Raw genomic sequence first — 23438 nt, forward strand, 5'->3', positions numbered from 1 at the left:
AACGCCTACGAGCCGCGGTTCCTTCCCGTCCCGCGGGTCGGCGGTGCCGTCCACGGGTCCTCGGGCCACGGGTGCTTGGGGTAGCGGCCGCGCAGCTCGGCGCGCACCTGGGGGTAGCCGTTCTCCCAGAACGACGCGAGGTCGGCGGTCACCGCGACCGGGCGGCGGGCCGGGGACAGCAGGTGCAGCAGCACCGGGACCCGGCCGTCGGCCACCCTCGGCGTGGCCGCCCACCCGAACGTCTCCTGCAGCCGCACGGCGAGCACCGGCTGCTCGGCGGAGTAGTCGACCCGGACCGACGAGCCGCTGGGCACGCCGAGCCGCTCGGGGGCCAGCTCGTCGAGCCGCCCGGCGGCGGGCCAGGGCAGCAGCCGCCGCAGGGCCGCCAGCACGTCCACCCGCGCCAGGTCCCGGGTCCCCCGGACGCGGGACAGCTCCGGTCCGAGCCAGGTCTCCGCCTCGGCCACCAGCGTCTCGTCCGACACCGACGGCCACGGCTCGCCGAGCGTGCGGTGGAGGAAGTCCAGCCGCTCGCGCAGCGAGCGTGCCGCGTCGGTCCACGGCAGCACCGCGAGGCCCTCCTGGCGCAGCCCCTCGCGCACCGCGGCGGCGACCCCGGCGACCGGGGGCTCGGCCAGCGGCACCGAGGCGAGCTCGACCGCGCCCAGCCGCGTGACCCGCCGGGCGACCACCCGCCCGTCGGCCCAGCCGACCTCGTCGTCCTCGCTCCAGCGCGCGGCCGCCGCCTCGAGGGCGAGCCCCTCGTCGATGGCGGCGGCCGAGCGGATCGTGGCGTCGCGCTCCCCCGGCCGGCGGTCGACGTCGGCGACGGCCAGCCAGCTGGTCCCGGCGAGCGCCGAGCCGCGCGGCAGCACCGCCCCGGTCCCGCCGACCATCAGGTACGCCGCCGAGCCCGGCCGGCGGCGCGCGACCCGGTCGGGGTGCGCGAGGGCCACCACGGCACCGACGGCGAGGTCGTCGGTCAGCCGTCCCGGGCCGTCCGCGTCGGCCACGTGGGCCCGCAGGTCCTCCACGAGCCTGCGCCGGGCCGCGGGACTCTCGCGGCGGGCCTGGCGCAGCGCCGCGACCAGGTCCCCGCCCGGGGCCCGGACGTCGTCGGCGAGGAGGGCCACCACCTCGGCGGCGCGGCGGGCGCCGACGAGGGGCGCCCCGTCGAGCAGCGCGCGCCCCAGGCGGGGGTCGGCCGGCACCCGGGCGATCGCCCGGCCGCGCTCGGTCACGGCGCCGTCCTCGTCGACGGCGCCGAGGTCGGCCAGGGTGGCCCGGGCGGTCGCCAGCGCCGGCGCCGGAGGCGGGTCGAGCAGCGCCAGGCCGGCGCCGTCGGGGGTCCCCCACACCGCCAGCTCGAGGGCGAAGCCGGTCAGGTCCGCGACCGCGACCTCCGGCTCGGGGTGCGCGGGGAGGTGGGCGTGCTCGGCCTCCGACCAGCAGCGGTACGCCGTGCCCGGGCCCTCGCGGCCGGCGCGTCCGGCCCGCTGGTCGGCCGCGGCCCGGCTCACCCGGACCGTCACCAGCCCGGCCAGGCCGCGGCGGTGGTCGGTCCGCGGCTGGCGCACCAGGCCGGCGTCGACCACGGTGCGCACGCCGGGGACCGTCAGCGACGACTCCGCCACCGACGTCGAGACGACCACCCGCCGCCGCGGACCGGGGCTGAGCGCGGCGTCCTGCTCGGAGGCGGGCAGCCGGCCGTGCAGGGGGCGCAGGTCGGCCTCCACCCCGGCGAGCCTGCGGACCACGCCGTCGACCTCGGCCACGCCGGGCAGGAACACCAGCACGTCGCCCGGCCGCTCGGCCAGCGCGCGGCGGGCGGTCGCGGCGACGTGGTCCAGGAAGGCCGGCGTGACCCCGCGGTCGTCGGTGCGCAGGACGCCCGGCGGCAGCGCGGAGTGCACCATCCCGACCGGGTGCAGGGCGCCGGGGACCTCGACCACCGGCACGGGCGGCCGGCCGAGCAGCGCCGCGGTGCGCTCGGCCTCGACGGTCGCCGACATCGCCACCAGCCGCAGGTCCTCGCGCAGGTGCGCCCGCACGTCGACGAGCAGGGCGAGCAGCAGGTCCGCGTCGAGGGCGCGCTCGTGCACCTCGTCGACCACCACCGCGGCGACGCCCGGGAGGTCGGGGTCGCGCTGCAGCCGCCGCAGCAGCACGCCGGCGGTCACCATCTCGACCCGCGTGCGGGCCGACGAGCGGCGGTCGCCGCGCACGGCGTACCCCACCGTCTGGCCGACGGGCTCGCCCAGGATCCCGGCGAGCCGGCGCGCGGCGGCGCGGGCGGCGATCCGCCGGGGCTGGGTGACGACGACCCGGCCGCCGCCCAGCCCGGAGACCAGCTCGGCGACGGCCGGCGGGACCAGCGTCGTCTTGCCGCTGCCCGGTGGCGCCCAGAGCACGGCCGCCGACCGCTCGCGCAGGGCCTCGATCAGCGCCGGCAGGCCGGCGCGGACGGGGAGGTCGACCTCAGACCAGTGCACCGTCGAGGACCGTCGGCCTCCCGCGCAGGAAGGTGGCGACCACGCGGCCGGGCAGCTCCATCCCGCGGTACGGCGTGTTGCGGCTGAGGCTGGCCGAGCGCGCCGGGTCGACCGTGCGACGCACCGCCGGGTCGTAGAGCACGACGTTCGCCGGCGCACCGACGGCGAGCGGCTGGCCGTGGTCGGCCACGCGGCCGATACGGGCCGGGGCGTGGGACATCCGCTCGGCGACGCCGGCCCAGTCGAGCAGGCCGGGGTCGACCATCGTCTCCTGCACGATCGACAGGGCGGTCTCCAGGCCGAGCATGCCGAAGGCCGCCGCCGCCCACTCGCAGTCCTTGTCCTCGTGGGGGTGCGGCGCGTGGTCGGTGGCGACGATGTCGATGGTGCCGTCGGCCAGGCCCCCGCGCAGCGCCTCGACGTCGGCGCGCGTGCGCAGCGGCGGGTTGACCTTGTAGATCGGGTCGTACGTCGCCGCGAGCTCGTCGGTGAGGATCAGGTGGTGCGGGCAGGCCTCGGCGGTCACGTCGACGCCGCGTGCCTTGGCCTCGCGGACGATCTGCACCGACCCGGCCGTGGACACGTGGCACACGTGCAGCCGCGAGCCGACGTGCTCGGCGAGCAGGCAGTCGCGGGCGATGACGGCCTCCTCGGCGACCGCGGGCCAGCCGGTGAGCCCGAGCCTGCCCGACAGCTCGCCCTCGTTCATCTGGGCGCCCTCGGTGAGCCGCGGCTCCTGGGCGTGCTGGGCCACCACGCCGTCGAAGGCCTTGACGTACTCCAGCGCCCGGCGCATCAGCACCGCGTCGGAGACGCACTTGCCGTCGTCGGAGAAGACCCGCACGCGGGCGGCGGAGTCGGCCATCGCACCGAGCTCGGCGAGCCGCTCGCCCTGGAGGCCCACGGTGACCGCACCCACCGGGTAGACGTCGCAGAAGCCCGCCTCGCGGCCCAGCCGCCAGACCTGCTCGACCACGCCGGCGGTGTCGGCGACCGGCTCGGTGTTGGCCATGGCGTGCACCGCGGTGAAGCCGCCCAGGGCCGCGGCACGCGTGCCGGACTCGACCGTCTCGGCGTCCTCGCGGCCCGGCTCGCGCAGGTGGGTGTGCAGGTCGACGAGGCCGGGCAGCGCGACGAGCCCGGTGGCGTCCAGGACCTCGGCGCCGTCGGCCTGGAGGCCGGTCCCGACCTCCGCGACGACACCGTCGCGCAGCACCAGGTCGGTCGGGTCGCCGCCGAGGAGGGAGGCGTTCTGGATCAGGTAGGTGGTGCTCACTCGTCTCCTCCGACGGGCTGGGCTCCCCCGAGGAGGAGGTACAGGACGGCCATCCGCACGGCGACGCCGTTGGTGACCTGCTCGACGATGACCGAGCGGTCGGAGTCCGCGACGTCGGCGCTGATCTCCATGCCCCGGACCATCGGGCCGGGGTGCATCACGATCGTGTGGTCCTGGAGGGTGGCCATCCGGCGGCCGTCGAGGCCGTAGCGGCGGGAGTACTCCCGCGGCGTGGGGAAGAACCCGCCGTTCATCCGCTCCCGCTGGACGCGCAGCATCATGACCACGTCCGCCTTCGGCAGGACCGCGTCGAGGTCGTACGACGTCTCGACCGGCCAGGTGTCGACGCCCACCGGCAGCAGCGTCGGCGGCGCGACGAGCGTGACCTCGGCGCCGAGCGTCGCGAGCAGCAGCGCGTTGGACCGGGCGACCCGGCTGTGCAGGACGTCGCCGACGATCGCGACCCGGCGCCCGTCGAGGCTGCCGCGCTCGCCCCGGCCGAGGTGGCGGCTCATGGTGAAGGCGTCGAGCAGCGCCTGCGTGGGGTGCTCGTGGGTGCCGTCGCCGGCGTTGACGACGCTGGAGCGGACCCAGCCCGAGTGCGCGAGCCGGTGCGGGGCGCCGCTGGCGCCGTGGCGGACCACGACGGCGTCGGCGCCCATCGCCTCGAGGGTCAGCGCGGTGTCCTTGAGGCTCTCGCCCTTGGACAGGCTCGAGCCCTTGGCGGAGAAGTTGATGACGTCCGCGCTGAGCCGCTTGGCCGCGGCCTCGAAGGAGATCCGGGTGCGGGTGGAGTCCTCGAAGAAGAGGTTGACCACCGTGCGACCGCGCAGCGCGGGGAGCTTCTTGATCGGCCGGTCGGCCAGCGACCGCAGCTCCGCGGCGGTGCTCAGCACCAGCTCCGCGTCGTCACGGCTGAGGTCGGCGGCGCTGAGCAGGTGGCGCTTCACTCCGCACCCACCTCGCCGTGGATGGTGACCGCGTCGACGTCGTCGATCCCGGCGAGGGTGACCTTGACCCGCTCGACCAGCGAGGTGGGGAGGTTCTTGCCGACGAAGTCGGCGCGGATCGGCAGCTCGCGGTGGCCGCGGTCGACGAGCACCGCGAGGCGCACGGCGCGCGGGCGGCCGAGGTCGTTGAGGGCGTCGAGCGCGGCGCGGATGGTGCGGCCGGAGAAGAGCACGTCGTCGACCAGGACGACGGTCCTCCCGTCGATGCCGGTCTCGGGGATCTCGGTGTGCAGCAGCGCACGGGCCGGCTTGAGGCGCAGGTCGTCGCGGTACATCGTGACGTCGAGCGAGCCGGTCGGCACGTCGTACCCCTCGACCGACGCGATGCGCTCGGCGATCCGCTCGGCAAGCGGCACGCCGCGGCTGGGGATGCCGAGCAGGACGAGGTCGCCGGCGCCCTTGTTGCGCTCGAGGATCTCGTGGGAGATGCGGGTCAGCGCCCGGGCGATGTCGCGGGCGTCGAGGACGACGCGGCCGGGGCCGGGGGGTGCTGCAGGCTGGACGGGCACGGGTGCCGTGACCTCCTTCTCCGCCTCACGGGACGGCTCGTTAAAGGATGTCGAACGGCGCCGACCCTACCAGCGCCGGTCCCGGGCTCGTCCCTGCCGCACGAATCGTTCAATTGCTGGGTTGCGACACGGTGGGAGCGCTTCCATCCGTTGCAACCCGCGCAATTGAACGATTGCGGCGGGCGGGAGCGCCGGTCCCGGGGACCGCGGGTCACTCCTCCGAGATCGCGAGCAGCACCTTGCCGACGGCGCCCTGCTCGACGGCGTCGTGGGCGGCGGCGGTCTCCTCGAGGCCGAAGTGGTGCAGCGGCACGCCGGCGTCCTCGCCGACCGCGAACGCGCCGTCCTCCAGCGCGGCGGTGATGTCCTCCGCGGCGGCGCGCAGCAGGTCCTCGCCGAGGGTGTAGAGCAGCACGAACTGGTAGCGCAGGTTCTTGGAGAACGTCTCGCGCACCGGCAGCACGACCTCGTCGCCGCCGTTGTTGGCGTAGATCGCGATCGTGCCGCGGACCCGGGTGACCTCGCGGTCCAGGTCGTTGTTCTGCGCCGGGGCCACCTCGACGACCAGGTCGACGCCGTCGGGTGCGATCTCCCGGACGGCCGCGGCGGTGTCGCCGACCGTGTAGTTGACGGTGTGGTCGGCCCCGGCGGCGACCGCCAGCGCACCCTTCTCGTCGCTGCTGACCGTCGCGACCACGGTCGCGCCGGCCCACCGCGCGAGCTGGATCGCGGCGTTGCCGACCGCACCGGCCCCGCCGGCCACGAGCACCGTGCGCCCCTCGAGCGCCCCGGGCGCCAGCCGGTCGACGTCCTCGCCGCTGGTCAGCGCGCGGTGCGCGGTGATGGCGGGCACGCCGAGCGCGGCGCCCGCGTCGTAGGACACCCCGACCGGCAGGTGCACCACCTGCGTCGCCGGCAGCACGACGTGCTCGGCCGCCGTGCCGTGGGCCTGGCCGTGCTGGGCGAGGAACACCCAGACCCGGTCCTCGACGGCGAACCCGAGGACGTCCGGGCCGACCGCGTCGACGACGCCCGCGCCGTCCTGCCCGGGCGTCACCTCGTCGTACCCGCTCATCATCCCGGCGCGGAACTTCCAGTCCGTCGGATTCACCCCGGCGCGGACCAGCCGGACGCGCACCTCGCCGATGCCCGGTTCCGGCACGTCGCGCTCGACCACCTCCAGCACGCTGGACGGACCGGTCTCGCGGTAGACGACTGCACGCATGCGTTGCCCCTTCCGGGCTGGGTATCGGGAACTCCTCACCGGTAACCCGCCACCAGGAGGATCAATGCCCGAGCTGCCCTTCCCCGACGACGTCCGCGAGCTGCTGCGCAAGCCGAACCCGGCCGTCGTCACCACGCTGCGCTCCGACGGCACCCCGGTGTCGGTCGCCACCTGGTACCTGCTCGAGGACGACGACCGCGTCCTGCTGAACATGGACGCCACCCGGGTCCGGCTCAAGCACCTGCGCAACGACCCGCGCGTCTCGCTGACCGTGCTCGACGAGGGCAGCTGGTACACCCACGTCTCGCTGATCGGCCGGGTCACCGAGATGCGCGACGACGAGGGACTGGTCGACATCGACCGGTGCAGCACCCACTACGGCGGCGAGCCCTACCCCGACCGCGAGTCCCCCCGCGTCAGCGCCTGGATGACCGTCGACCGCTGGCACGGCTGGGGCGCGGCGAAGGACTGACCCCGGCGGCCGGGTCCGGCCCGTGGCCGGGCCCGGCCGTGGCCGGCTCCGCTCAGAGCGCAGCGGCCATCCCCGCACAGGCCTTGAGCCACTGCATCCGGGTGGCGTGGGACAGCGAGGCGTACGGCACGACCGAGCCGGACACGAGCGCGGGGTCGTACGGCACCCGGTAGACCGCGCGCGTCCGCTGCTCGTAGACCTGGACCAGGTCGTGGGCCAGCTTGCTGTCGACCTGGGCCGAGGGGTCGGAGAGCACCGTGACCGTCTTGTGCTTGAGGTTCTGGTAGCCGGCGTCCTGCAGCGCGTCGAGCATCCAGAGGCCGGAGTAGCCGGTGTCCTCGCGGACCGTGCTGGTCACGACGAGCAGGTCCGCGGCGTCGGCGGCGGCCAGCCAGTTCTCGGCGCGCATGTTGTTGCCGGTGTCGACGAGGATCACCCGGTAGAACCGCTCGAGCAGCTGGTGGACGGCCTGGAAGTCCTGCGCGCGGATCATGCCGGTCACGTCGGGGCGCTCGTCGGAGGCGAGCACGTCGAAGTGCGCGTCGCCCTGGGACCGGACGAAGGCCCCGAGGTCGCCGATCCGCGACTGGTAGACGTCGCTGAACCGGTTGAGGTCCTCCAGCAGCTCCCGGGTGGTGTTGCGGTGCGTGCTGCGCGTGCCCCGGATGCCGAGCGTGCCCCGCGTCTCGTTGTTGTCCCAGGCCACGACCCCGCCGCCGCGGACCGTGCCGAAGGTGTAGCCGGCGGCCAGCACGCCGGTCGTCTTGGCCGCACCGCCCTTGGGGTTGATGAAGGCGATCGTGCGAGGACCGTCGAAGTCGCGCTGGATCGTGCGGCGGTCGTTCTCGTAGGAGGTCTCCGCCGCACCCATCCGCGGGGAGACGAGCCCGCCGCTCCACCGCCGGACCTTGCCGCGCCAGCCCCAGCTGGCGGGCCCGTGGTCGACCTCGTCGGCGCGCCGGTCGAGGAAGTCGGTGGCCGTCATGAACCGGCGCGGCTCACCCGGCTCCCCCGACGGCGGCACGGCGTTGGTGCCGGCGGTCGAGGTGACCGGCGGCGTCGACGGGGCAGCCGGCGGTACGGCCGGCGGCGGCACCGGAGGTGCGGCCTGGGGCGGAGCAGCCGGAGGTGCGGCCGGCGGCGGCGTGGTGGGCCACGGGTTGGACTGCGGCGGCGCGCTCGGCGGCGGGCTGCTCGGCGGGGCCGACGTCGGGGCCTGCGGATGCACCTGCGGCACCTCGCGCGTGTGGTGCCGCTCGTCGGCGAGCGGGTCGGCCAGCGGATCGGCCAGGGGGTCGCCGAGCGGGTCGCTCAGCGGGTCCGCGCCGGCGCGCTGCCCGGCGGCGTACGCCCCGAGCTCCTCGGGGGTGTAGAGCCGGTCGCTGGTGTCGGAGAGGTCGTGCGCATCGGCCCGCTCGTGGGGGTCCTGCGGCTGGGTCATCCGGGAAGTCCTCCGTCGTCGCGATCAGCGGTGCTCGTTCGTGCCGGGACCGGTGTGCCGGTCGCGGCTGCGGGGTTCCTTCCCCCGATCCCCGCAGGTCACACGTGCGCGGCAGGTCCGATCCACGGGCAGGGCGGGGTCAGAGGTCGAGGTCGCGCAGCGCGGTCTCGACGGCCCGCTGGAAGGTCGGGAAGGGGAAGTGCATGCCGCGCAGGACGTCGACCGGCACCTCGGCGTGGACTGCGGTGGACAGCAGTCCCATCACCTCCCCGCCGTACGGCGACACGACCGTGCCGCCGACCAGCACCCCGCGGGCGGCGTCGGCCACGACCTTGACGACGCCCTCGTTGCCGGGCCCGTGCATCCAGCCCCGGCTGGAGCGCGGGACGTCGGCGAGCCCGACGCGCACGTCGACGCCGGCCGCGCGCGCCTGCTCCTCCGTCATCCCCACCGCGCCGACCTCGGGGTCGGTGAACGTCACGCGGGTCAGCCCGCGGTAGTCCGCGGGGCGCGCGGGGTGGCCGAGGACGTCGCCGACGGCGCCGACGGCCTGGTACTTCGCGACGTGGGTGTAGGGGCCCTCCCCCGTGATGTCGCCGACGGCCCAGAGCCGCTCGCCGGCCCGCAGCCGGTCGTCGACCGCGACCGCGTCGGCCTCGGGGTCGAGGCCGACCGTCTCCAGGCCGGTGCCGCGCAGGTTGGCCCGGCGGCCGGTGGCGACCAGCAGCTGGTCGACGACGACCTCCTCCTCGCCCACCCGCAGCCGGAACACCCCGTCGACGTGCGAGACGGCCCGCACCTCCGCGCCGGTGCGCACGTCGAGACCCTCGCGGACGAAGGCCGCGGTCACCGCCGCGCTCGCCTCCGGCTCCTCCGGCCCGAGCAGCCGGGGGCCGGCCTCGAGCAGGGTGACCGCCGAGCCGAACCGGGCGAAGGCCTGCGCCAGCTCGGCGCCGATCGGGCCGCCGCCCAGCACCCCGAGCCGGGCGGGCGCCGTGGTGGCGTGGACGACCTCCTTGTTGGTCCAGTACGGCGTACCGGCCAGGCCGTCGATCGGCGGCACGGCCGCCTCGGTGCCGGTCGCGAGCACGACGCCGCGGGTGGCGACGTACGTCTCGGTGCCGCTGGACGTCTCGACGACGACGCGGCCGGGACCGTCGAGCCGGCCGCGGCCGCGGACCAGGCGGACGCCGGCCTCGCGCAGCGGTGCGCTGTGCCCGTCGTCGGTCCAGTCGTGGTTGGCCTCGCGGACCCGTCGCGCGGTCGGCCCGAGGTCCGGCTCGAGCGTCACCCTGCCGGCCAGCTCGTCGACGTGCCGGGCCTCGGCCAGCACGTGCGCGCCACGGATGATGAGCTTCGAGGGGGTGCAGCCCCAGAACGGGCACTCCCCGCCGACGAGGTCGCGCTCGACGCCGACGACGTCGAGGCCGGCGCGGGCCAGCTTGATCGCGGCGTGCTCGCCGCCGGCGCCGAGGCCCAGGACCACGACGTCGACCGCCTGCTCCGCGGCGCTCATCGCGACAGGTGCCGGGCCCGGGCGAAGGTGAACAGGCCGTAGCAGCCGATCCCCAGGCCGACGACGGTCAGCAGCACCGGCCCGAAGGGCTGGTCGAGGACCTCCTTCAGCGCCTGGTCGAGGCCGCCGGACTTCTTCGCGTCGTGGGTGACCGCGGCGTAGCAGAACAGCGCGCCGACGATCACGAGCGCGACCCCCTTGGCGGCGTGGCCGATCTTGCCGAGCCAGAGGTACGCCGTACCGGTGTCGCCGCTGCGGCCCTCGGCGCTGAGCTGCTCACGGAACTTCTCGGTCCAGGCGCGGACGCCCAGCCCGACGCCGTACCCGATGATCGCGAGGCCGACGAGGAAGACGAGCACCTGCCCGAACGGCAGGTCCAGCAGCTTCGCGGTGAGCGTGTCCTCGGAGGACCGCTTCCCGCCGCCCCCGCCGGAGCCGGTCGCCACGCGCAGCGCGCTGATGCCGATGGCGGCGTACAGCACGCCCTTGCCCGCCGAGGTGAGCCGCTTGCGGAGCCGGGTGGCGCCCTCCTCGTCGCGGTGGCCGGCCGCCGCCTCGAGCGCCCGCCACAGCACGAGCACGAACATCCCGATGGCGACCAGCCAGACGAGCACCTTGCCGAAGGGCTGCTGCGCCAGCTCGCGCACCGCACCGCTCGTCGACGCCTCACCCTCGCGGTCCCCGAGGGCGAGCTGCACGGCGAGCCAGGCGATGACGACGTAGACCAGCCCGTAGGCGACCAGCCCCGCCCGCACCGCGCCGTCGAACCAGGTGCTGTCGTCGGCGCGACGCGCCGTCTGCTTGGCGTTCTGCTGGAGGTCGTTCACGCAGGTCAGATACCCAGGTCGGCCAGCGCGGACTCGATCGCGCGGTGGAACGTCGGGTAGGCGTAGACCATCGAGCGCAGGACGTCCACGGGCACGGCCGCGTGGACCGCCACGGCGAGCGCGCCGAGCACCTCTCCCCCGGCCGGCCCGACCACGGTCGCGCCCACCAGCACGCCCCGGTCGGCGTCGGCGACCACCTTGACCAGCCCGGTGGCGCCGGGGCCGTGGACGAACCCGCGGGAGGACTGCTCCATCGGCGTCGAGCCGGTGGCGACCCGCAGCCCGGCGTCCCGCGCCTGCTGCTCGGTCAGCCCGACCCCGGCGACCTCGGGATCGGTGAACGTCACGTGCGGCACCGCGTGGTACGACGCCGGCGGGCCGTCCTGCTCGAGCAGGTCGCGCAGCGCGATCGCCGACTGGTACATCGACACGTGGGTGTAGGCGCCCTTGCCGGTGACGTCGCCGAGCACCCACAGGCCGTCGGCGGCGCGCAGCCGCTCGTCGACCTCCACGGTGCGGACACCAGGGTCCAGCCCGACCGTCTCGAGGCCGAGCCCGTCGAGGTTCGGGGTGCGGCCGGCGGCCACCAGCAGCCGGTCGCCGGTCACCCGGTCCTCGCCCACGGTCACGGTGAAGCCGCCGTCGGCGTACGCCACCTCGCGCACGTCGGCGCCGGTCACGACCCGGACGCCCTCGTCGAGGAGCACGCGCTCCAGGGCGGCGGAGGCCTCCGGCTCGTCGTGGGGCAGCAGGTGCTCGTTGTGCTGCAGCAGGGTGACGCGCGTGCCGAACCGGGCGAAGACCTGCGCCAGCTCGCAGCCGATCGGCCCGCCGCCGACGACCACCAGCGAGGCCGGGGCCTCGGTGGCACGGACGGCGTCGCGGTTGGACCACCACGGGGTGCCCTCGAGGCCCGGGACGGGGACCTGCGCCGGCCGGGTGCCGGGGTTGAGGACCACACCACGCCTGGCGGTGTAGACCCGGGTGGAGCCGTCCCGCAGCTCGACCACCACGCGACGTGCGCCGTCGAGCCGGCCGATGCCGTGGTGGACGGTGGCACCCGCGTCCTCGAGGCGCCGCACGGCGACTTTGTCGTCCCAGTCGTCGGTGGCCTCCTCGCGGATGCGGCGGGCCACCGGCGCCCAGGAGGCGGTCACCTCCACGTCGCCCGCCAGCGTGCCGGCCCGCCGGGCCTCGGCGAGGCTGTCGGCGGCGCGCAGCATCATCTTGGACGGGATGCACCCGTAGTAGGGGCACTCACCCCCGACGAGGTGCTTGTCGACCGCCACGACCTCGAGGCCGGCCTTCGCCGCGCCCGTCGCCAGGGCCTCGCCGCCCGGCCCCAGGCCGATGACGACGAGGTCCACCTCGTGCTCCTGCTGCTCTCCGGTGCTCACCGCGCCAGCATGGCGCGTCGCGCAAGGAGCCGCGCACGGGGCCGTGCAGGAGGCCGCCCGGCGCTGCTCGCGCCGGACGGCCCCGGAGGGCCGTGGAGGGGCCTCAGCCCAGGATCGCCCGGTCGCGCGACAGCGCGCCGAGGATGCCGTTCACGAACTGCGGGGAGTCGTCGGTCGACAGGTCGCGCACCAGGGCCATGGCCTCGCTGATCGCCACGGTGTCGGGGACGTCCTCGGCGTAGAGCAGCTCCCACAGCCCCAGGCGCAGCACGTTGCGGTCGACCGCCGGCATCCGCTCGAGGGTCCAGCCCTCGGAGTACTGCCGCAGCAGCCCGTCGATGCGTCCCTGGTGCTCGACCACGCCGCGCACCAGCGTCTCGGTGTAGGCGTTGGTCGGGCCCTCGCCCTCGGCGATCGCCCGCTCCAGCGCCTCGACCGGCGACTCCGCGCGCATGTCGGAGGCGTAGAGGACGTCGAGCGCGCGCTTGCGGGCCTTGGACCGGGCCGTCGAACGAGCCACCATCAGGACTTGACGCGTCCCAGGTAGGAGGAGTCGCGGGTGTCGACCTTGACCTTCTCGCCCTGGTTGATGAAGAGCGGGACCTGGATCTCGTGACCGGTCTCCAGCGTCGCCGGCTTCGTGCGACCGGTCGCGGAGTCGCCGGCGAGGCCGGGCTCGGTGAAGGTGATCAGCAGCTCGACCGAGGCGGGCATCTCGATGAAGAGGACGCGGCCCTCGTTGGTGGCCACGATGACCTCCTGGTTCTCCAGGAGGAAGTTCTGGGCGTCGCCGACGATCTCCGGCGCGACCTCGAGCTGGTCGTAGCTCTGGACGTCCATGAACACGAACGACGTGCCGTCGTTGTAGAGGTACTGCATCGTGCGGCGGTCGACCGTGGCGGTCTCGACCTTGGTGCCGGCGTTGAAGGTCTTGTCGACGTTCTTGCCCGACTCGACGTTGCGGAGCTTGGTGCGCACGAAGGCGGGGCCCTTGCCCGGCTTGACGTGCTGGAACTCCACCACGGACCAGAGCTGCCCGTCGATGTTGAGGACCATGCCGTTCTTGAGGTCGTTCGTCGTTGCCATGCGCGCGTGTCAGCCTTCGTCGTCCGGTGGGCAGGAGGTGCTCGCGGCCGCCCTCACGGGCGCCTCCGGGCACGGCGCACGAGTCTACCGGCGCCGCGGGGCTCTCCCCGAATGCGCAGGCGGAGTCAGGCGCGGGCGAGGACCCCGAGGGCGGTGCGGTACCCCTCGACGCCCTGGCCCGCGACGACCTCGACGGCGTACGGCGTGACCACCGAGTGGTGGCGGAACTCCTCCGGCCGCGACCGCGGGTCGGAGATGTGCACCTCGACCAGCGGCGCCTCGAGCTGCGCGCAGGCGTCGAGGACGGCGTAGGAGTAGTGCGTCCACGCGGCCGCGTTGAGCACGACCGGTGTGCGCTCGTCGGCCGCCTCGTTGAGCCAGTCGACCATCACGCCCTCGTGGTTGGTCTGCCGCACCTCGACCTCGAGGCCGAGGTCGCCGCCCCACGACACGCACAGCGCCGCGAGCTCCTCGTGGGTGGTGGTGCCGTAGATCTCCGGCTGCCGCCGCCCGAGCCGGCCCAGGTTGGGGCCGTTGAGGACGAGGACCCTCACTCCTCCTCCGCCTCGTCGGGGTCGATCTGGAGGAGCTCGTACGCCGCGCGCAGGTTCTCCTCGGACGGCCCGGCGAGCACCGCGGGGCGGGCGACGTCGTCGAGCACGACGAACCGCAGCTGCGAGCCGCGCGCCTTCTTGTCGACCTTCATCAGCTCGTGCACGTCCTCGAACGTCGGGCCGGACATGCCGGTGGGCAGGCCGAACCGGCCGAACGCCTCGCGGTGGCGCTGCACCAGGTCCTCGGAGATCCGCCCCTCGAGGCGCGCCAGCTCGGCGACGTACACCGCGCCCAGGGCGACCGCCTCGCCGTGGCGGATGCTGTAGCCGCTGAGCTGCTCGATCGCGTGGCCCAGCGTGTGGCCGTAGTTGAGCACCTCGCGGCCGGGGTGGCCGTCGCGGCCGCCGGTCTCGCGCAGGTCCTCGACGACGACGTCGATCTTCACCCGGATCGCCCGCTCGACCAGCTCGCGCAGCACGGGGTCGCCGACCGACAGCGCGCCGGGGTCGATGGACTCCACCAGGCGCAGGATCTCGGGGTCGGCGATGAAGCCGCACTTGACGACCTCGGCCAGGCCCGAGGCCAGCTCCTCCCCGGCGAGGGTGTGCAGGTAGGAGAGGTCGCAGAGCACGCCGGCGGGCTCGTGGAAGGCGCCGACCAGGTTCTTGCCGGTGGCGGTGTTGACGGCGGTCTTGCCGCCGACCGCCGCGTCGACCATCGCCAGCAGCGTGGTCGGCACGTGCACGACCCGCACGCCGCGCAGCCAGGTGGCGGCCACGAAGCCGCCCAGGTCGGTGGTCGCGCCGCCGCCGAGGGTGACGACCACGTCGGAGCGGGTGAAGCCCTCGTCGCCGAGCGCGTCCCAGATCTCCGAGGCGACCTCGGCGGTCTTGCACTCCTCGCCCTCGGGCACGGCGAAGACCAGCACCTCGCGGTCCTGGAGCTGGTCGGTGAGCGCCTCGGCGAACGGCTCGAGCCGGGTGTCGACCACGACGGCGATCCGTTCCGCGGCGTCGCCGACCATCGCCGGCAGGCGGCCGGCCAGGCCGGTGCCGACGACGACGTCGTACGGCGAGGCGCCGCCCACGTGCAGCGTGGTCTCGGTCGCGGCGGTCGCGTCAGCGGCGTGGTCAGTCACGGTGGAGGGCCTCCAGGATCTCGTCGGCGACCTCGGCAGGGGTGCGCCCGTCGGTGTCGACGACCAGGGTGGCCACCGACTCGTACACCGGCGTCCGCTCGTCGAGCAGCGCCTTGACCCGGGACCGTACGCCACCGACCAGCAGCGGCCGCGAGGTGCCGAGGCCGACCCGCTTGACGGCGTCGGCGAGACCGACCCGGAGGAACACCACCGGGTGGCCGGCGAGCAGCTCGCGGGTCGCCGGGTCGAGCACCGCTCCCCCGCCGAGGGCGAGCACGCCGTCGTGCCCGGCGAGGGCCGTCGCCACGGCGGCCGCCTCGAGGCGGCGGAAGTGCGCCTCGCCGGAGTCCACGAAGATGTCGGAGACCGAGCGGCCCTCGACCGCCTCGACGTCCTGGTCGGTGTCGCGAGCGGCGACGCCCCACGCCTCGGCCAGCACCGCGGCCACGGTGGTCTTGCCGGAGCCCATCGGGCCGACCAGCACCGCGCGGGGTCCGGTCATCGGTAGCGCAGCGAGGAGAGGTAGGACTCGGCGTTGCGCCGGGTCTCCCCCACCGAGTCGCCGCCGAACTTCTCGGTGACCGCGTCCGCGAGCACGAGCGCGACCATCGCCTCGGCGACGATGCCGGCCGCGGGCACGGCGCAGACGTCCGAGCGCTGGTGGTGGGCGACGGCCTCCTCGCCGGTGGCGACGTCGACGGTGCGCAGGGCGCGGGGCACCGTGGCGATCGGCTTCATCGCGGCCCGCACACGCAGCACCTCGCCGGTGGTCATGCCGCCCTCGGTGCCACCGGAGCGCCCGGAGACGCGACGGATGCCCTCGTCGGTGGGGACGATCTCGTCGTGCGCGAGCGAGCCGGGCGTCGCCGCCAGCGCGAAGCCGTCGCCGACCTCGACGCCCTTGATCGCCTGGATCCCCATCAGCGCGCCGGCCAGGCGCGAGTCGAGGCGGCGGTCCCAGTGCACGTGCGAGCCCAGGCCCGGCGGCAGGCCGTGCACGACCACCTCGACGACGCCGCCGAGGGTGTCGCCGTCCTTGTGGGCGGCGTCGATGCGCTCGACCATCAGCCCCGAGGTGTCGGCGTCGAGGCAGCGGACGGGGTCCTCGTCGAGACGCGCCACGTCGTCGGCCGCCGGCCACAGGCCGTCGGGGGCGCGGACGCCGCCGAGCTCGATCACGTGGGAGACGATCCGGGCTCCCACCGCCTGCTCGAGGAAGTTGCTGGCCACCCGGCCGAGCGCGACCCGGGCGGCCGTCTCGCGGGCGGAGGCGCGCTCGAGGATCGGCCGGGCGTCCTCGAAGTCGTACTTCTGCATGCCTGCCAGGTCGGCGTGCCCGGGGCGGGGCCGGGTCAGCGGCGCGTTGCGGGCCATCGAGGCCAGCTCGTCGGGGTCGACCGGGTCGGCGGACATCACCTTGTCCCACTTGGGCCACTCGGTGTTGCCGACCTCGATCGCGACCGGGCCGCCCTGCGTGGCGCCGTGCCGCACGCCGCCGACCAGCGTCACCTGGTCCTGCTCGAACTTCATCCGGGCGCCGCGGCCGTAGCCGAGCCGGCGGCGCGCCAGGGAGTCCTGGATGTCGGAGGAGGTGACCTGCACGTGTGCGGGCAGGCCCTCGAGGATCGCGACCAGGGAGGGGCCGTGGGACTCGCCCGCGGTGAGCCAACGAAGCATGGGCGTCAGTCTCCCACGGCGGCTCCGGCCGCCCGGACGCTCACCCGGTGACGAGACCGTCGAGCACCACGTCGCCGACGCAGACCCCCACCAGGGCCGCGACCAGCATGAACGGCCCGAAGGGGAACGCCCGGCGCTCGACGACCCGCAGCAGCGCCAGCAGCCCGCCGCCGACCCCGCCCAGCAGGAACCCGCCGTACACCCCGACGAGCAGGGCGCCCCAGCCGAGGTGGCCCAGCGCGATGCCGAGCAGGCCGGCCAGCCGTACGTCGCCGTACCCCAGGCCGCGGGGGTGGACGAACCACAGCACGAAGAAGATGCCGCCCGCGACCAGCCACCCCCAGAACGCCCGGACCAGGTCGTCGGTGTCGCCGGTGAGCAGCCAGGTGACCAGGGTCAGCGCGATGGTCAGGGCGTACGTCGGGGCGATGACCTTGGTCGGCAGCAGCCGGGTCCGCCAGTCCACGACCGCGAGCGCCACCGAGACCGGGACGAGCGGCACGAGCGGCAGCAGGTCCCAGTCGGCGCCGACCGACCAGCCGACGAGCGCGCCCGCGACCGCGCACACCGCGGCCGAGCCGACGGCGAGGCCGGGCAGGCGGGCGATGTGGGCGTAGGGCTCCTTGGGCTCCTCCTCGGCCGGGACGCCGACGACGCTGGCCAGCGCGGTGTCGCGCTCGGCAACCGGCTCGTCCACGGCGGCCGGCTCCGGCTCGGGGATGCGCGCCACCAGCGCGGGGACCAGCAGCCCGAGAGCCCCGCAGACGAGGGCGAGGGCCACCGCGGCCACCGCCGCGTCGCTCACCGGCGCGCCGCTCGCCGCAGGGCCGCCTCGCCCGCGGCCCGCATCCCGGCGACCGACGCCCGGGCGCCGGCGAACAGCTCGACCTGCAGCGCCGCCTGGTGCACGAGCAGGTCCAGGCCGCTCACCAGCACGCGGTCCGCGCTCCCGGCCGTCGTCACGGAGGCCGCGAGCGGGGTGGGCCAGGGGTCGTAGACGACCTCGAAGACGACGGGCACGCCCGCGCAGCCGGCCACCAGCGCCGGGGTCTGCGCGTCGGCCGGCACCGTGGACACGACCACGTCGGCCGTGGGCGGCTCGTCGAGCGGGGCCAGCACCACCTCGGGCGCCGACGGGTGGCGGCGCACCGCAGCGGCGGCGTCCTCCCCGCGCTCGGCCGAGCGGACGTGCAGCGTGACCCGGGACGCGCCGAGGTCGCACAGGGCCAGGCCGGTCGACGCGGCGGTCGCGCCGCCGCCCAGCACCGCGCCGGCCCGCACCGGTCCGTCGTACCGCTCCCGGACGGCGGCGACCGCACCGGGCAGGTCGGTGTTGTCGGCGTGCCGACCGTCCGGCCCCAGCACGAGGGTGTTCGCCGCGCCCACCAGCGCGACCCGCGCCGAGACGTCGTCGGCGAGCGCCACCACCTCCCGCTTGAGCGGCATGGTCAGTGACAGCCCGCGCCAGGTGTCGTCGAGCCCGCCCAGGAAGTCCGCGAGCCCGCCGGCGGGCACGCGGACCGCCTCGTAGGACCAGTCCAGCCCCAGCTCGGCGTACGCCGCCCGGTGCAGGGTCGGCGACAACGAGTGGGCGACGGGGTCGCCCAGGACGGCACAGCGCATCGCGGTCGCCCGCTCAGCAGCGGTCGGACTGCGTCGCGCAGTACTCGTCCAGCTCGTCCCGGAAGGAGAGGAACTCGTCGTAGGAGTCGGTGAACTTGGTCTCGCCGGTGCCGAGGTCGACCGTCACGTAGAACAGCCACGGCCCGTCCGCGGGTGTCGTCGCGGCCTCGATCGCCGCGTCGCCGGGAGCCTCGATCGGGCCCGGCGGGAGGCCCGGCTGCTTGTAGGTGTTGTACGGCGAGTCCGCGACCGAGTCGATCTCGTCGGTCGTCAGCCGCGCGATCGGCTCCTTGCCGAGCGCGTAGTTGACCGCCGCGTCGACCTGCAGCAGGCCGTTGGTGATCCCGTTGTCGGGGTTCTCGACCCGGTTGTAGATCACCCGCGCGACCTTGGGCATGTCCTCGCCGCGGCCCTCGGCCTCGACCAGGCTGGCGACGGTCATCAGCTCGTGGGGGGTGTACCCCAGCCGCTCCGCCGCCTCCTCGAGGCCGGCGTCGTCCGCGGCCTGGCGCCACCGGTCGACCATCGCGGTGATCATGTCGAGCGGCTTGGCGTTCGGCCCGAAGGAGTAGGTGGAGGGGAACAGGTAGCCCTCGGGGTTGCCGTCGGCGTAGTCGGGCAGCCCGATCCGGTCCGGCTGGTCGAGGACCCGCTCGAAGTCCGAGGCGTTGAAGTCGGTCCGATCGGCGAGGACCTCGACGACCTGGTCGACGTTGTAGCCCTCGGGGATGGTGACGGCGTTGGTGATGATGTTGGCGGGGTCGACGAGGACGTCGATCGCCTCCTCGGAGGCCATCTCCTTCTTCAGCGGGTAGAAGCCGACCTGGATCCCCGGGGAGTCCGGGTCCGCGGCGGCCGCGTCGATGCAGGCCTGCACGGAGGCGACGACCCCGGACGCCTTCAGGTTGCGGCAGATCTGCGCGCTCGAGTCGCCGTCGCTGACCTCGAAGGAGACCTTGCCGCGGCCGGGGCCGGCGAAGTCCTCGGGGTCGGCGAACTGGTCCTCGATCCAGCTGACCCCGCGGGTCACGCCGAACCACAGGCCGCCGGCGACGATGGCCAGCGCGACGAGCACGGCCAGGCAGCCGGGCAGGCTGCGGCGCTTGCGGCGCCGCCGACCGGGCTCGTACGCCGGGCTGCCGCCGTCGACGGGAAGGAGCGGGTCGCTCGGGTGGCTCGGGTCGCTCACTGGGTCTCCTCGGGCTCCTCGGGCGCTGCCCGGACGATCTCGCCGGGGGCGTTCCCCGTCGTGCGCTCGGTGTCGAGCGCGTGCTGGAGGATCAGGACCGCCGCGGCCTGGTCGACCACCGCTCGCCGCTTGCTGCCGGACCTGCCTCGGTCGCGGAGCATAGCCTCCGCCGACACGGTGGTCAGCCGCTCGTCGACCAGGCGCACCGGCGTGGGCGCGACGCGGCGGGCCAGCCGGCCCGCGAACTCGCGCGTCTTGACCGCCGCCGGCCCCTCGCCGCCCGAGAGGCTGCGGGGCAGGCCGACGACCACCTCGGCGACCTCGGACTCCTCGGCGACCTCCCGGAGGATCCGCGCGATCCGGGCGAGGTCACCCTTCCCACGCCGGACCGTCTCGACCGGGGTCGCGAGGAACCCGGTCGGGTCGCTGCGGGCGACGCCGATCCGGGCGTCCCCCGGGTCGATGCCGAGCCGTACGCCGTGCCTCAAGCGCCGACCGTCCGCGCGACCTCCGCGGTCACCAGGGCGATCGCCTCGTCGATCCGCGAGGCGTCGGTGCCGCCGCCCTGCGCGACGTCGTCCTTGCCGCCGCCCTTGCCGCCGACCAGCGGTCCGACCGCACGGACCAGGGCGTTGGCCGACAGCCCGCGCTCACGACCCGCGTCGGTGACGGCCGCGACGACCGAGACCTTGCCGTCCGCGGCGCCGATCACGACCACGACGCCGGGCTCGCCCTGCGGCAGCCGGCCGCGGACGTCCATCGCCAGCGTGCGCACGTCGCCGCCGGACGCGCCGTCGGCGCGGTGCGCGACGACGTGCACGCCGCCGACGACCTGGGCCCCCGCGGCGAGCTGGCCGCCGGCCGCCAGGAGCTGGGCGACGCGTGCCTTCTCGGCCTCCTTCTCGACCGCCCGGAGGCGCTCGATGAGCTCGGAGACGCGGCCGACGAGGTCGTCGGGCTGGGTCTTGAGCAGGCCGGTGAGCTGGTGTACGACGTCACGCTCCCGGGCGAGGTAGGCGAAGCCCTCGACGCCGGTGAGGGCCTCGATGCGGCGGTTGCCGGAGCCGACCGACGACTCGCCGGTGACGACGAGGGTGCCGATCTGCGAGGAGTGGTCCACGTGCGTGCCGCCGCAGAGCTCGCGCGACCACGGGCCGCCGATCTCGACCACGCGCACCTTGGTGTCGTCGTACGTCTCGCCGAACAGCGCGATCGCGCCCCAGTCCTTGGCCTCGGGCAGGGTCATGTACTGCCAGGAGACGGGCAGGTCGGCGCGCAGGGCGTGGTTGGACACCTGCTCGATGTCGTGGACCTGGCCCGGGGTGAGACCGGTGGTCCACCCGAAGTCCAGGCGCAGGTAGCCGGGCCGGTTGTAGGAGCCGGACTGCAGCGCCGTGGGGCCGAGGACCTCCCGCAGCGCCGCGTGCACGACGTGGGTGCCGGAGTGGGCCTGGCGGGCGCCGAGGCGCCACTCGGGGTCGACCCGGGCGTGCAGGGCCGCGGAGCCGGAGGCGTCCAGCTCACCGTCGACGACCCGGACCTGGTGCACGACGAGGCCGCGGACCGGCCGCTGCACGTCGAGCACCTCCAGCCGGCCGCCGTCGAACTCGATGGTGCCCGCGTCGGCGGCCTGGCCGCCGGACTCGGCGTAGAAGGGGGTGCGGTCGAGCACGAGCTCGCCGACCTCGCCCGCGGCCAGGGAACGCGCCGGGGCGCCGCCGGAGAGCAGCGCCAGCGGCCGCGACTCGGTCTCGAGGGTCTCGTAGGCCAGCCACTCGGTGGGACCGTGCGCGTCGAGGATCCCGCGGTAGACGCCGGTGTCGGCGTGCTGGCCCTTCTTCGCGCGGGCGTCGGCCTTGGCCCGCTCGCGCTGCTCGGTCATCAGCGACCGGAAGCCCTCCTCGTCCACGCTGAGACCGGCCTCGGAGGCCATCTCCAGGGTCAGGTCGATCGGGAAGCCGTAGGTGTCGTGCAGGGCGAAGGCCTTGTCGCCGGTGAGCCGCGACTCCCCCGACGCCTTCACCTGCTGGGCGGCCTGGTCGAAGATCTGGGTGCCGGCCTGGAGCGTCTTGCGGAACGCGTCCTCCTCGGCGTACGCCACCCGGCTGATCCGCTCGAAGTCCGACTCGAGCTCGGGGTAGGACGCCTTCATCCGGCTCATGCTGACCGGGAGCAGCTCGGGCAGCGACCGGTCCTCGTAGCCGAGCAGCCGCATCGAGCGCACGGCGCGGCGCAGGAGCCGGCGCAGCACGTAGCCGCGGGCCTCGTTGCCGGGGGTGACGCCGTCGCCGATGAGCATCAGCGCGCTGCGCACGTGGTCGGCGACGACGCGGAACCGGACGTCGTCCTCGGCGTTCGCGCCGTACGCCTTGCCGGTGAGCTCGCTGGCGCGCTCGATGACGGGGAAGACCTCGTCGATCTCGTACATGTTCTGCTTGCCCTGGAGCAGGTAGGCGACCCGCTCGAGACCCATGCCGGTGTCGATGTTCTTCGCCGGCAGGGGGCCCTCGACGTCGAAGTCGTCCTTGGCGCGCACGGCGCTGAGCGACTCCTGCATGAAGACCAGGTTCCAGATCTCCAGGAACCGGTCCTCGTCGGCGTTCGGGCCGCCGTCGGGGCCGTGCTCGGGGCCGCGGTCGACGTAGATCTCCGAGCACGGGCCACCCGGGCCGGGCACGCCCATGCTCCAGTAGTTGTCCTTGAGCCCGCGCTCCTGGATCCGCTCGTCGGGCAGGCCGGCGATGCTCTTCCACAGCCCACGGGCCTCGTCGTCGGAGGGCAGCACGGTCACCCAGATCAGCTCGGGGTCGAAGCCCAGGCCGCCCTCCTCGACCGAGCCGGTGATGAGGCTCCAGGCGAAGCGGATCGCCCCCTCCTTGAAGTAGTCGCCGAAGGAGAAGTTGCCGCACATCTGGAAGAACGTGCCGTGCCGGGTGGTCTTGCCGACCTCCTCGATGTCGAGGGTGCGCACGCACTTCTGGACGCTGACCGCGCGGTCGTACGGCGCGGTCTCCTGGCCGAGGAAGTAGGGCTTGAACGGCACCATGCCCGCGTTGACGAAGAGCAGGTTGGGGTCGTCGAGCAGCAGCGAGGCGGACGGCACGACCGTGTGCGCGTTGGCCTCGAAGTGGGCCACGAACCGTCGGCGGATCTCCGCGGTGTCCATCAGGTGGTGCCTTCCTCGTGCTGTGCGGTGTCGGGGGTGGTGCTGGATCGCTGGTGGTGGTCGGTGGGCGCCGGTGCGGCCAGCTCGGGCGTGCCGGCCGGGGTGAGCCCCAGCCGGGCGCGGAGGTCGACCTCCGCCTCGGCCTTGCCCTGGGCGACCTCCTCGCGGAGCAGCCGGGCGCCCAGCGCCAGGCCGTTCCACCGGTCGCGGAGCCCGTCGGCGGTCAGCGCCTCGGCCGCGCGGCGGCCACGCACCATGGCGTAGACCCCCGCTCCGGCCCCGGCGACGAACCAGAGGCCGCGGCTCATGCCGCGCTGCCCTCGGCGGCCTCGTCGAGCCCGCCGCGCTGGCGGGCCTCCCAGTCCCGGCGCGCTGCCCGCAGGTCGGCCCGGCGCTGCTTGCGCGAGCGGCGTACCTCCTGCTTGACCTCGAACCGGATCCGGTTGCGCGTCGCGGGCGACAGCGCGCGCCGCAGCCCGGCGGTGAGCGACGCGGCCTGGACGACGGACTCGCGCAGGACCAGGTCGGCGAAGAGCGGGGCCCGCACGGCGGGCGCCCGCCCGTCGTCGGCGGGCTCGGGCTCGCCGGCACGGGTGATGACGAACTCCTCGACGGGTCGCGCCGAGGACGTCGGGACCGCACCGGGCTCGGGCAACCGGCGCTCGAGCGCCGTGAGACGGTCCTGCAGCGCGCTGGTCTCCCCCTGCGCCCGCTCGAGCTCGCGCCGGTGGCGGGCCCGGCCGCGGACCGCGAGGACGAGTCCGAGCAGCACGACCAGCAGTGCCGCGGTGGCCACCGCCAGCACGGCCCACGCGGGCACGCTCCACTCCTCGACCATG

Annotated in this window: 23 protein-coding genes; 1 reads left to right on the forward strand and 22 read right to left on the reverse strand. The window is 74.9% G+C overall.

Features of this window, described 5'->3' with window-relative positions; genetic code table 11:
- Positions 1-5 precede the first annotated feature (5 nt).
- The 5 genes from hrpB to AB0N29_RS16815 form a co-directional block, all read right to left on the reverse strand.
- Positions 6-2492, reverse strand: coding sequence for an ATP-dependent helicase HrpB (gene hrpB, locus AB0N29_RS16795; protein ID WP_364868457.1), 2487 nt, complete (start codon positions 2490-2492; stop codon positions 6-8).
- Positions 2479-3768: a dihydroorotase gene (locus AB0N29_RS16800; protein ID WP_364868460.1), complete on the reverse strand. Its 1290-nt coding sequence runs from the start codon at positions 3766-3768 to the stop codon at positions 2479-2481. The genes hrpB and AB0N29_RS16800 overlap by 14 nt, the downstream gene beginning before the upstream one ends.
- Positions 3765-4718 (reverse strand): aspartate carbamoyltransferase catalytic subunit, encoded by a 954-nt coding sequence (locus AB0N29_RS16805; RefSeq protein WP_302266827.1) that lies wholly within the window; start codon positions 4716-4718, stop codon positions 3765-3767. The genes AB0N29_RS16800 and AB0N29_RS16805 overlap by 4 nt, the downstream gene beginning before the upstream one ends.
- Positions 4715-5287, reverse strand: coding sequence for a bifunctional pyr operon transcriptional regulator/uracil phosphoribosyltransferase PyrR (pyrR, locus tag AB0N29_RS16810; RefSeq protein WP_364868463.1), 573 nt, complete (start codon positions 5285-5287; stop codon positions 4715-4717). Before pyrR ends, AB0N29_RS16805 begins: the two co-directional genes overlap by 4 nt.
- Positions 5288-5498: 211 nt before the next feature.
- A complete protein-coding gene (locus tag AB0N29_RS16815; RefSeq protein ID WP_302266829.1) occupies positions 5499-6512 on the reverse strand; it encodes an NADPH:quinone reductase in 1014 nt (337 codons plus the stop codon).
- Between the two features lie 64 nt (positions 6513-6576).
- Here AB0N29_RS16815 and AB0N29_RS16820 point away from each other — a divergent pair, with 64 nt between their 5' ends.
- Positions 6577-6984 (forward strand): PPOX class F420-dependent oxidoreductase, encoded by a 408-nt coding sequence (locus AB0N29_RS16820; RefSeq protein WP_302266830.1) that lies wholly within the window; start codon positions 6577-6579, stop codon positions 6982-6984.
- 52 nt (positions 6985-7036) lie between these two features.
- On the opposite strand, the gene AB0N29_RS16825 is transcribed toward AB0N29_RS16820, so the two are convergent.
- The 17 genes from AB0N29_RS16825 to AB0N29_RS16905 form a co-directional block, all read right to left on the reverse strand.
- A complete protein-coding gene (locus AB0N29_RS16825; RefSeq protein WP_364868466.1) occupies positions 7037-8425 on the reverse strand; it encodes a hypothetical protein in 1389 nt (462 codons plus the stop codon).
- A gap of 139 nt (positions 8426-8564) precedes the next feature.
- Positions 8565-9941 carry an NAD(P)/FAD-dependent oxidoreductase gene (locus AB0N29_RS16830; RefSeq protein ID WP_364868468.1) on the reverse strand — a complete coding sequence of 459 codons (1377 nt, stop codon included), beginning with the start codon at positions 9939-9941 and terminating at the stop codon, positions 8565-8567.
- Complete coding sequence (locus tag AB0N29_RS16835) at positions 9938-10768, reverse strand: DUF1206 domain-containing protein (protein ID WP_302266833.1); 831 nt, start codon at positions 10766-10768, stop codon at positions 9938-9940. The genes AB0N29_RS16830 and AB0N29_RS16835 overlap by 4 nt, the downstream gene beginning before the upstream one ends.
- A gap of 5 nt (positions 10769-10773) precedes the next feature.
- Positions 10774-12165: an NAD(P)/FAD-dependent oxidoreductase gene (locus AB0N29_RS16840; RefSeq protein WP_364868471.1), complete on the reverse strand. Its 1392-nt coding sequence runs from the start codon at positions 12163-12165 to the stop codon at positions 10774-10776.
- Between the two features lie 103 nt (positions 12166-12268).
- Complete coding sequence (nusB, locus tag AB0N29_RS16845; protein WP_364868473.1) at positions 12269-12688, reverse strand: transcription antitermination factor NusB; 420 nt, start codon at positions 12686-12688, stop codon at positions 12269-12271.
- The gene (gene efp, locus AB0N29_RS16850; RefSeq protein ID WP_302266836.1) at positions 12688-13251 is read right to left on the reverse strand and encodes an elongation factor P; all 564 of its coding nucleotides are present in this window, start codon (positions 13249-13251) and stop codon (positions 12688-12690) included. Before efp ends, nusB begins: the two co-directional genes overlap by 1 nt.
- Before the next feature lie 125 nt (positions 13252-13376).
- Positions 13377-13805: a type II 3-dehydroquinate dehydratase gene (locus AB0N29_RS16855; protein WP_302266837.1), complete on the reverse strand. Its 429-nt coding sequence runs from the start codon at positions 13803-13805 to the stop codon at positions 13377-13379.
- A complete protein-coding gene (gene aroB / locus AB0N29_RS16860; protein ID WP_302266838.1) occupies positions 13802-14944 on the reverse strand; it encodes a 3-dehydroquinate synthase in 1143 nt (380 codons plus the stop codon). Before aroB ends, AB0N29_RS16855 begins: the two co-directional genes overlap by 4 nt.
- Positions 14937-15446, reverse strand: a complete 510-nt coding sequence (locus tag AB0N29_RS16865) for a shikimate kinase (RefSeq protein WP_364868477.1) — start codon at positions 15444-15446, stop codon at positions 14937-14939. The genes aroB and AB0N29_RS16865 overlap by 8 nt, the downstream gene beginning before the upstream one ends.
- Positions 15443-16621: a chorismate synthase gene (aroC, locus tag AB0N29_RS16870; RefSeq protein ID WP_302266840.1), complete on the reverse strand. Its 1179-nt coding sequence runs from the start codon at positions 16619-16621 to the stop codon at positions 15443-15445. The genes AB0N29_RS16865 and aroC overlap by 4 nt, the downstream gene beginning before the upstream one ends.
- Before the next feature lie 40 nt (positions 16622-16661).
- On the reverse strand, positions 16662-17426 hold the full coding sequence (locus AB0N29_RS16875) for an A24 family peptidase (RefSeq protein ID WP_364868479.1): 765 nt from the start codon (positions 17424-17426) through the stop codon (positions 16662-16664).
- Positions 17423-18244 carry a shikimate dehydrogenase gene (locus AB0N29_RS16880; RefSeq protein WP_364868481.1) on the reverse strand — a complete coding sequence of 274 codons (822 nt, stop codon included), beginning with the start codon at positions 18242-18244 and terminating at the stop codon, positions 17423-17425. The genes AB0N29_RS16875 and AB0N29_RS16880 overlap by 4 nt, the downstream gene beginning before the upstream one ends.
- Positions 18245-18257: 13 nt before the next feature.
- The gene (gene mltG, locus AB0N29_RS16885) at positions 18258-19433 is read right to left on the reverse strand and encodes an endolytic transglycosylase MltG (RefSeq protein ID WP_364868483.1); all 1176 of its coding nucleotides are present in this window, start codon (positions 19431-19433) and stop codon (positions 18258-18260) included.
- A complete protein-coding gene (ruvX, locus tag AB0N29_RS16890) occupies positions 19430-19921 on the reverse strand; it encodes a Holliday junction resolvase RuvX (RefSeq protein ID WP_302266844.1) in 492 nt (163 codons plus the stop codon). The genes mltG and ruvX overlap by 4 nt, the downstream gene beginning before the upstream one ends.
- Complete coding sequence (alaS, locus tag AB0N29_RS16895) at positions 19918-22599, reverse strand: alanine--tRNA ligase (protein ID WP_364868486.1); 2682 nt, start codon at positions 22597-22599, stop codon at positions 19918-19920. Before alaS ends, ruvX begins: the two co-directional genes overlap by 4 nt.
- Complete coding sequence (locus AB0N29_RS16900) at positions 22599-22907, reverse strand: DUF6167 family protein (protein WP_302266846.1); 309 nt, start codon at positions 22905-22907, stop codon at positions 22599-22601. The genes alaS and AB0N29_RS16900 overlap by 1 nt, the downstream gene beginning before the upstream one ends.
- Positions 22904-23437 (reverse strand): hypothetical protein, encoded by a 534-nt coding sequence (locus tag AB0N29_RS16905; protein ID WP_364868489.1) that lies wholly within the window; start codon positions 23435-23437, stop codon positions 22904-22906. The genes AB0N29_RS16900 and AB0N29_RS16905 overlap by 4 nt, the downstream gene beginning before the upstream one ends.
- Position 23438: the final 1 nt, after the last annotated feature.

This window comes from Nocardioides sp. NPDC092400 (assembly GCF_040684155.1).
Taxonomy (GTDB): Bacteria; Actinomycetota; Actinomycetes; order Propionibacteriales; family Nocardioidaceae; genus Nocardioides.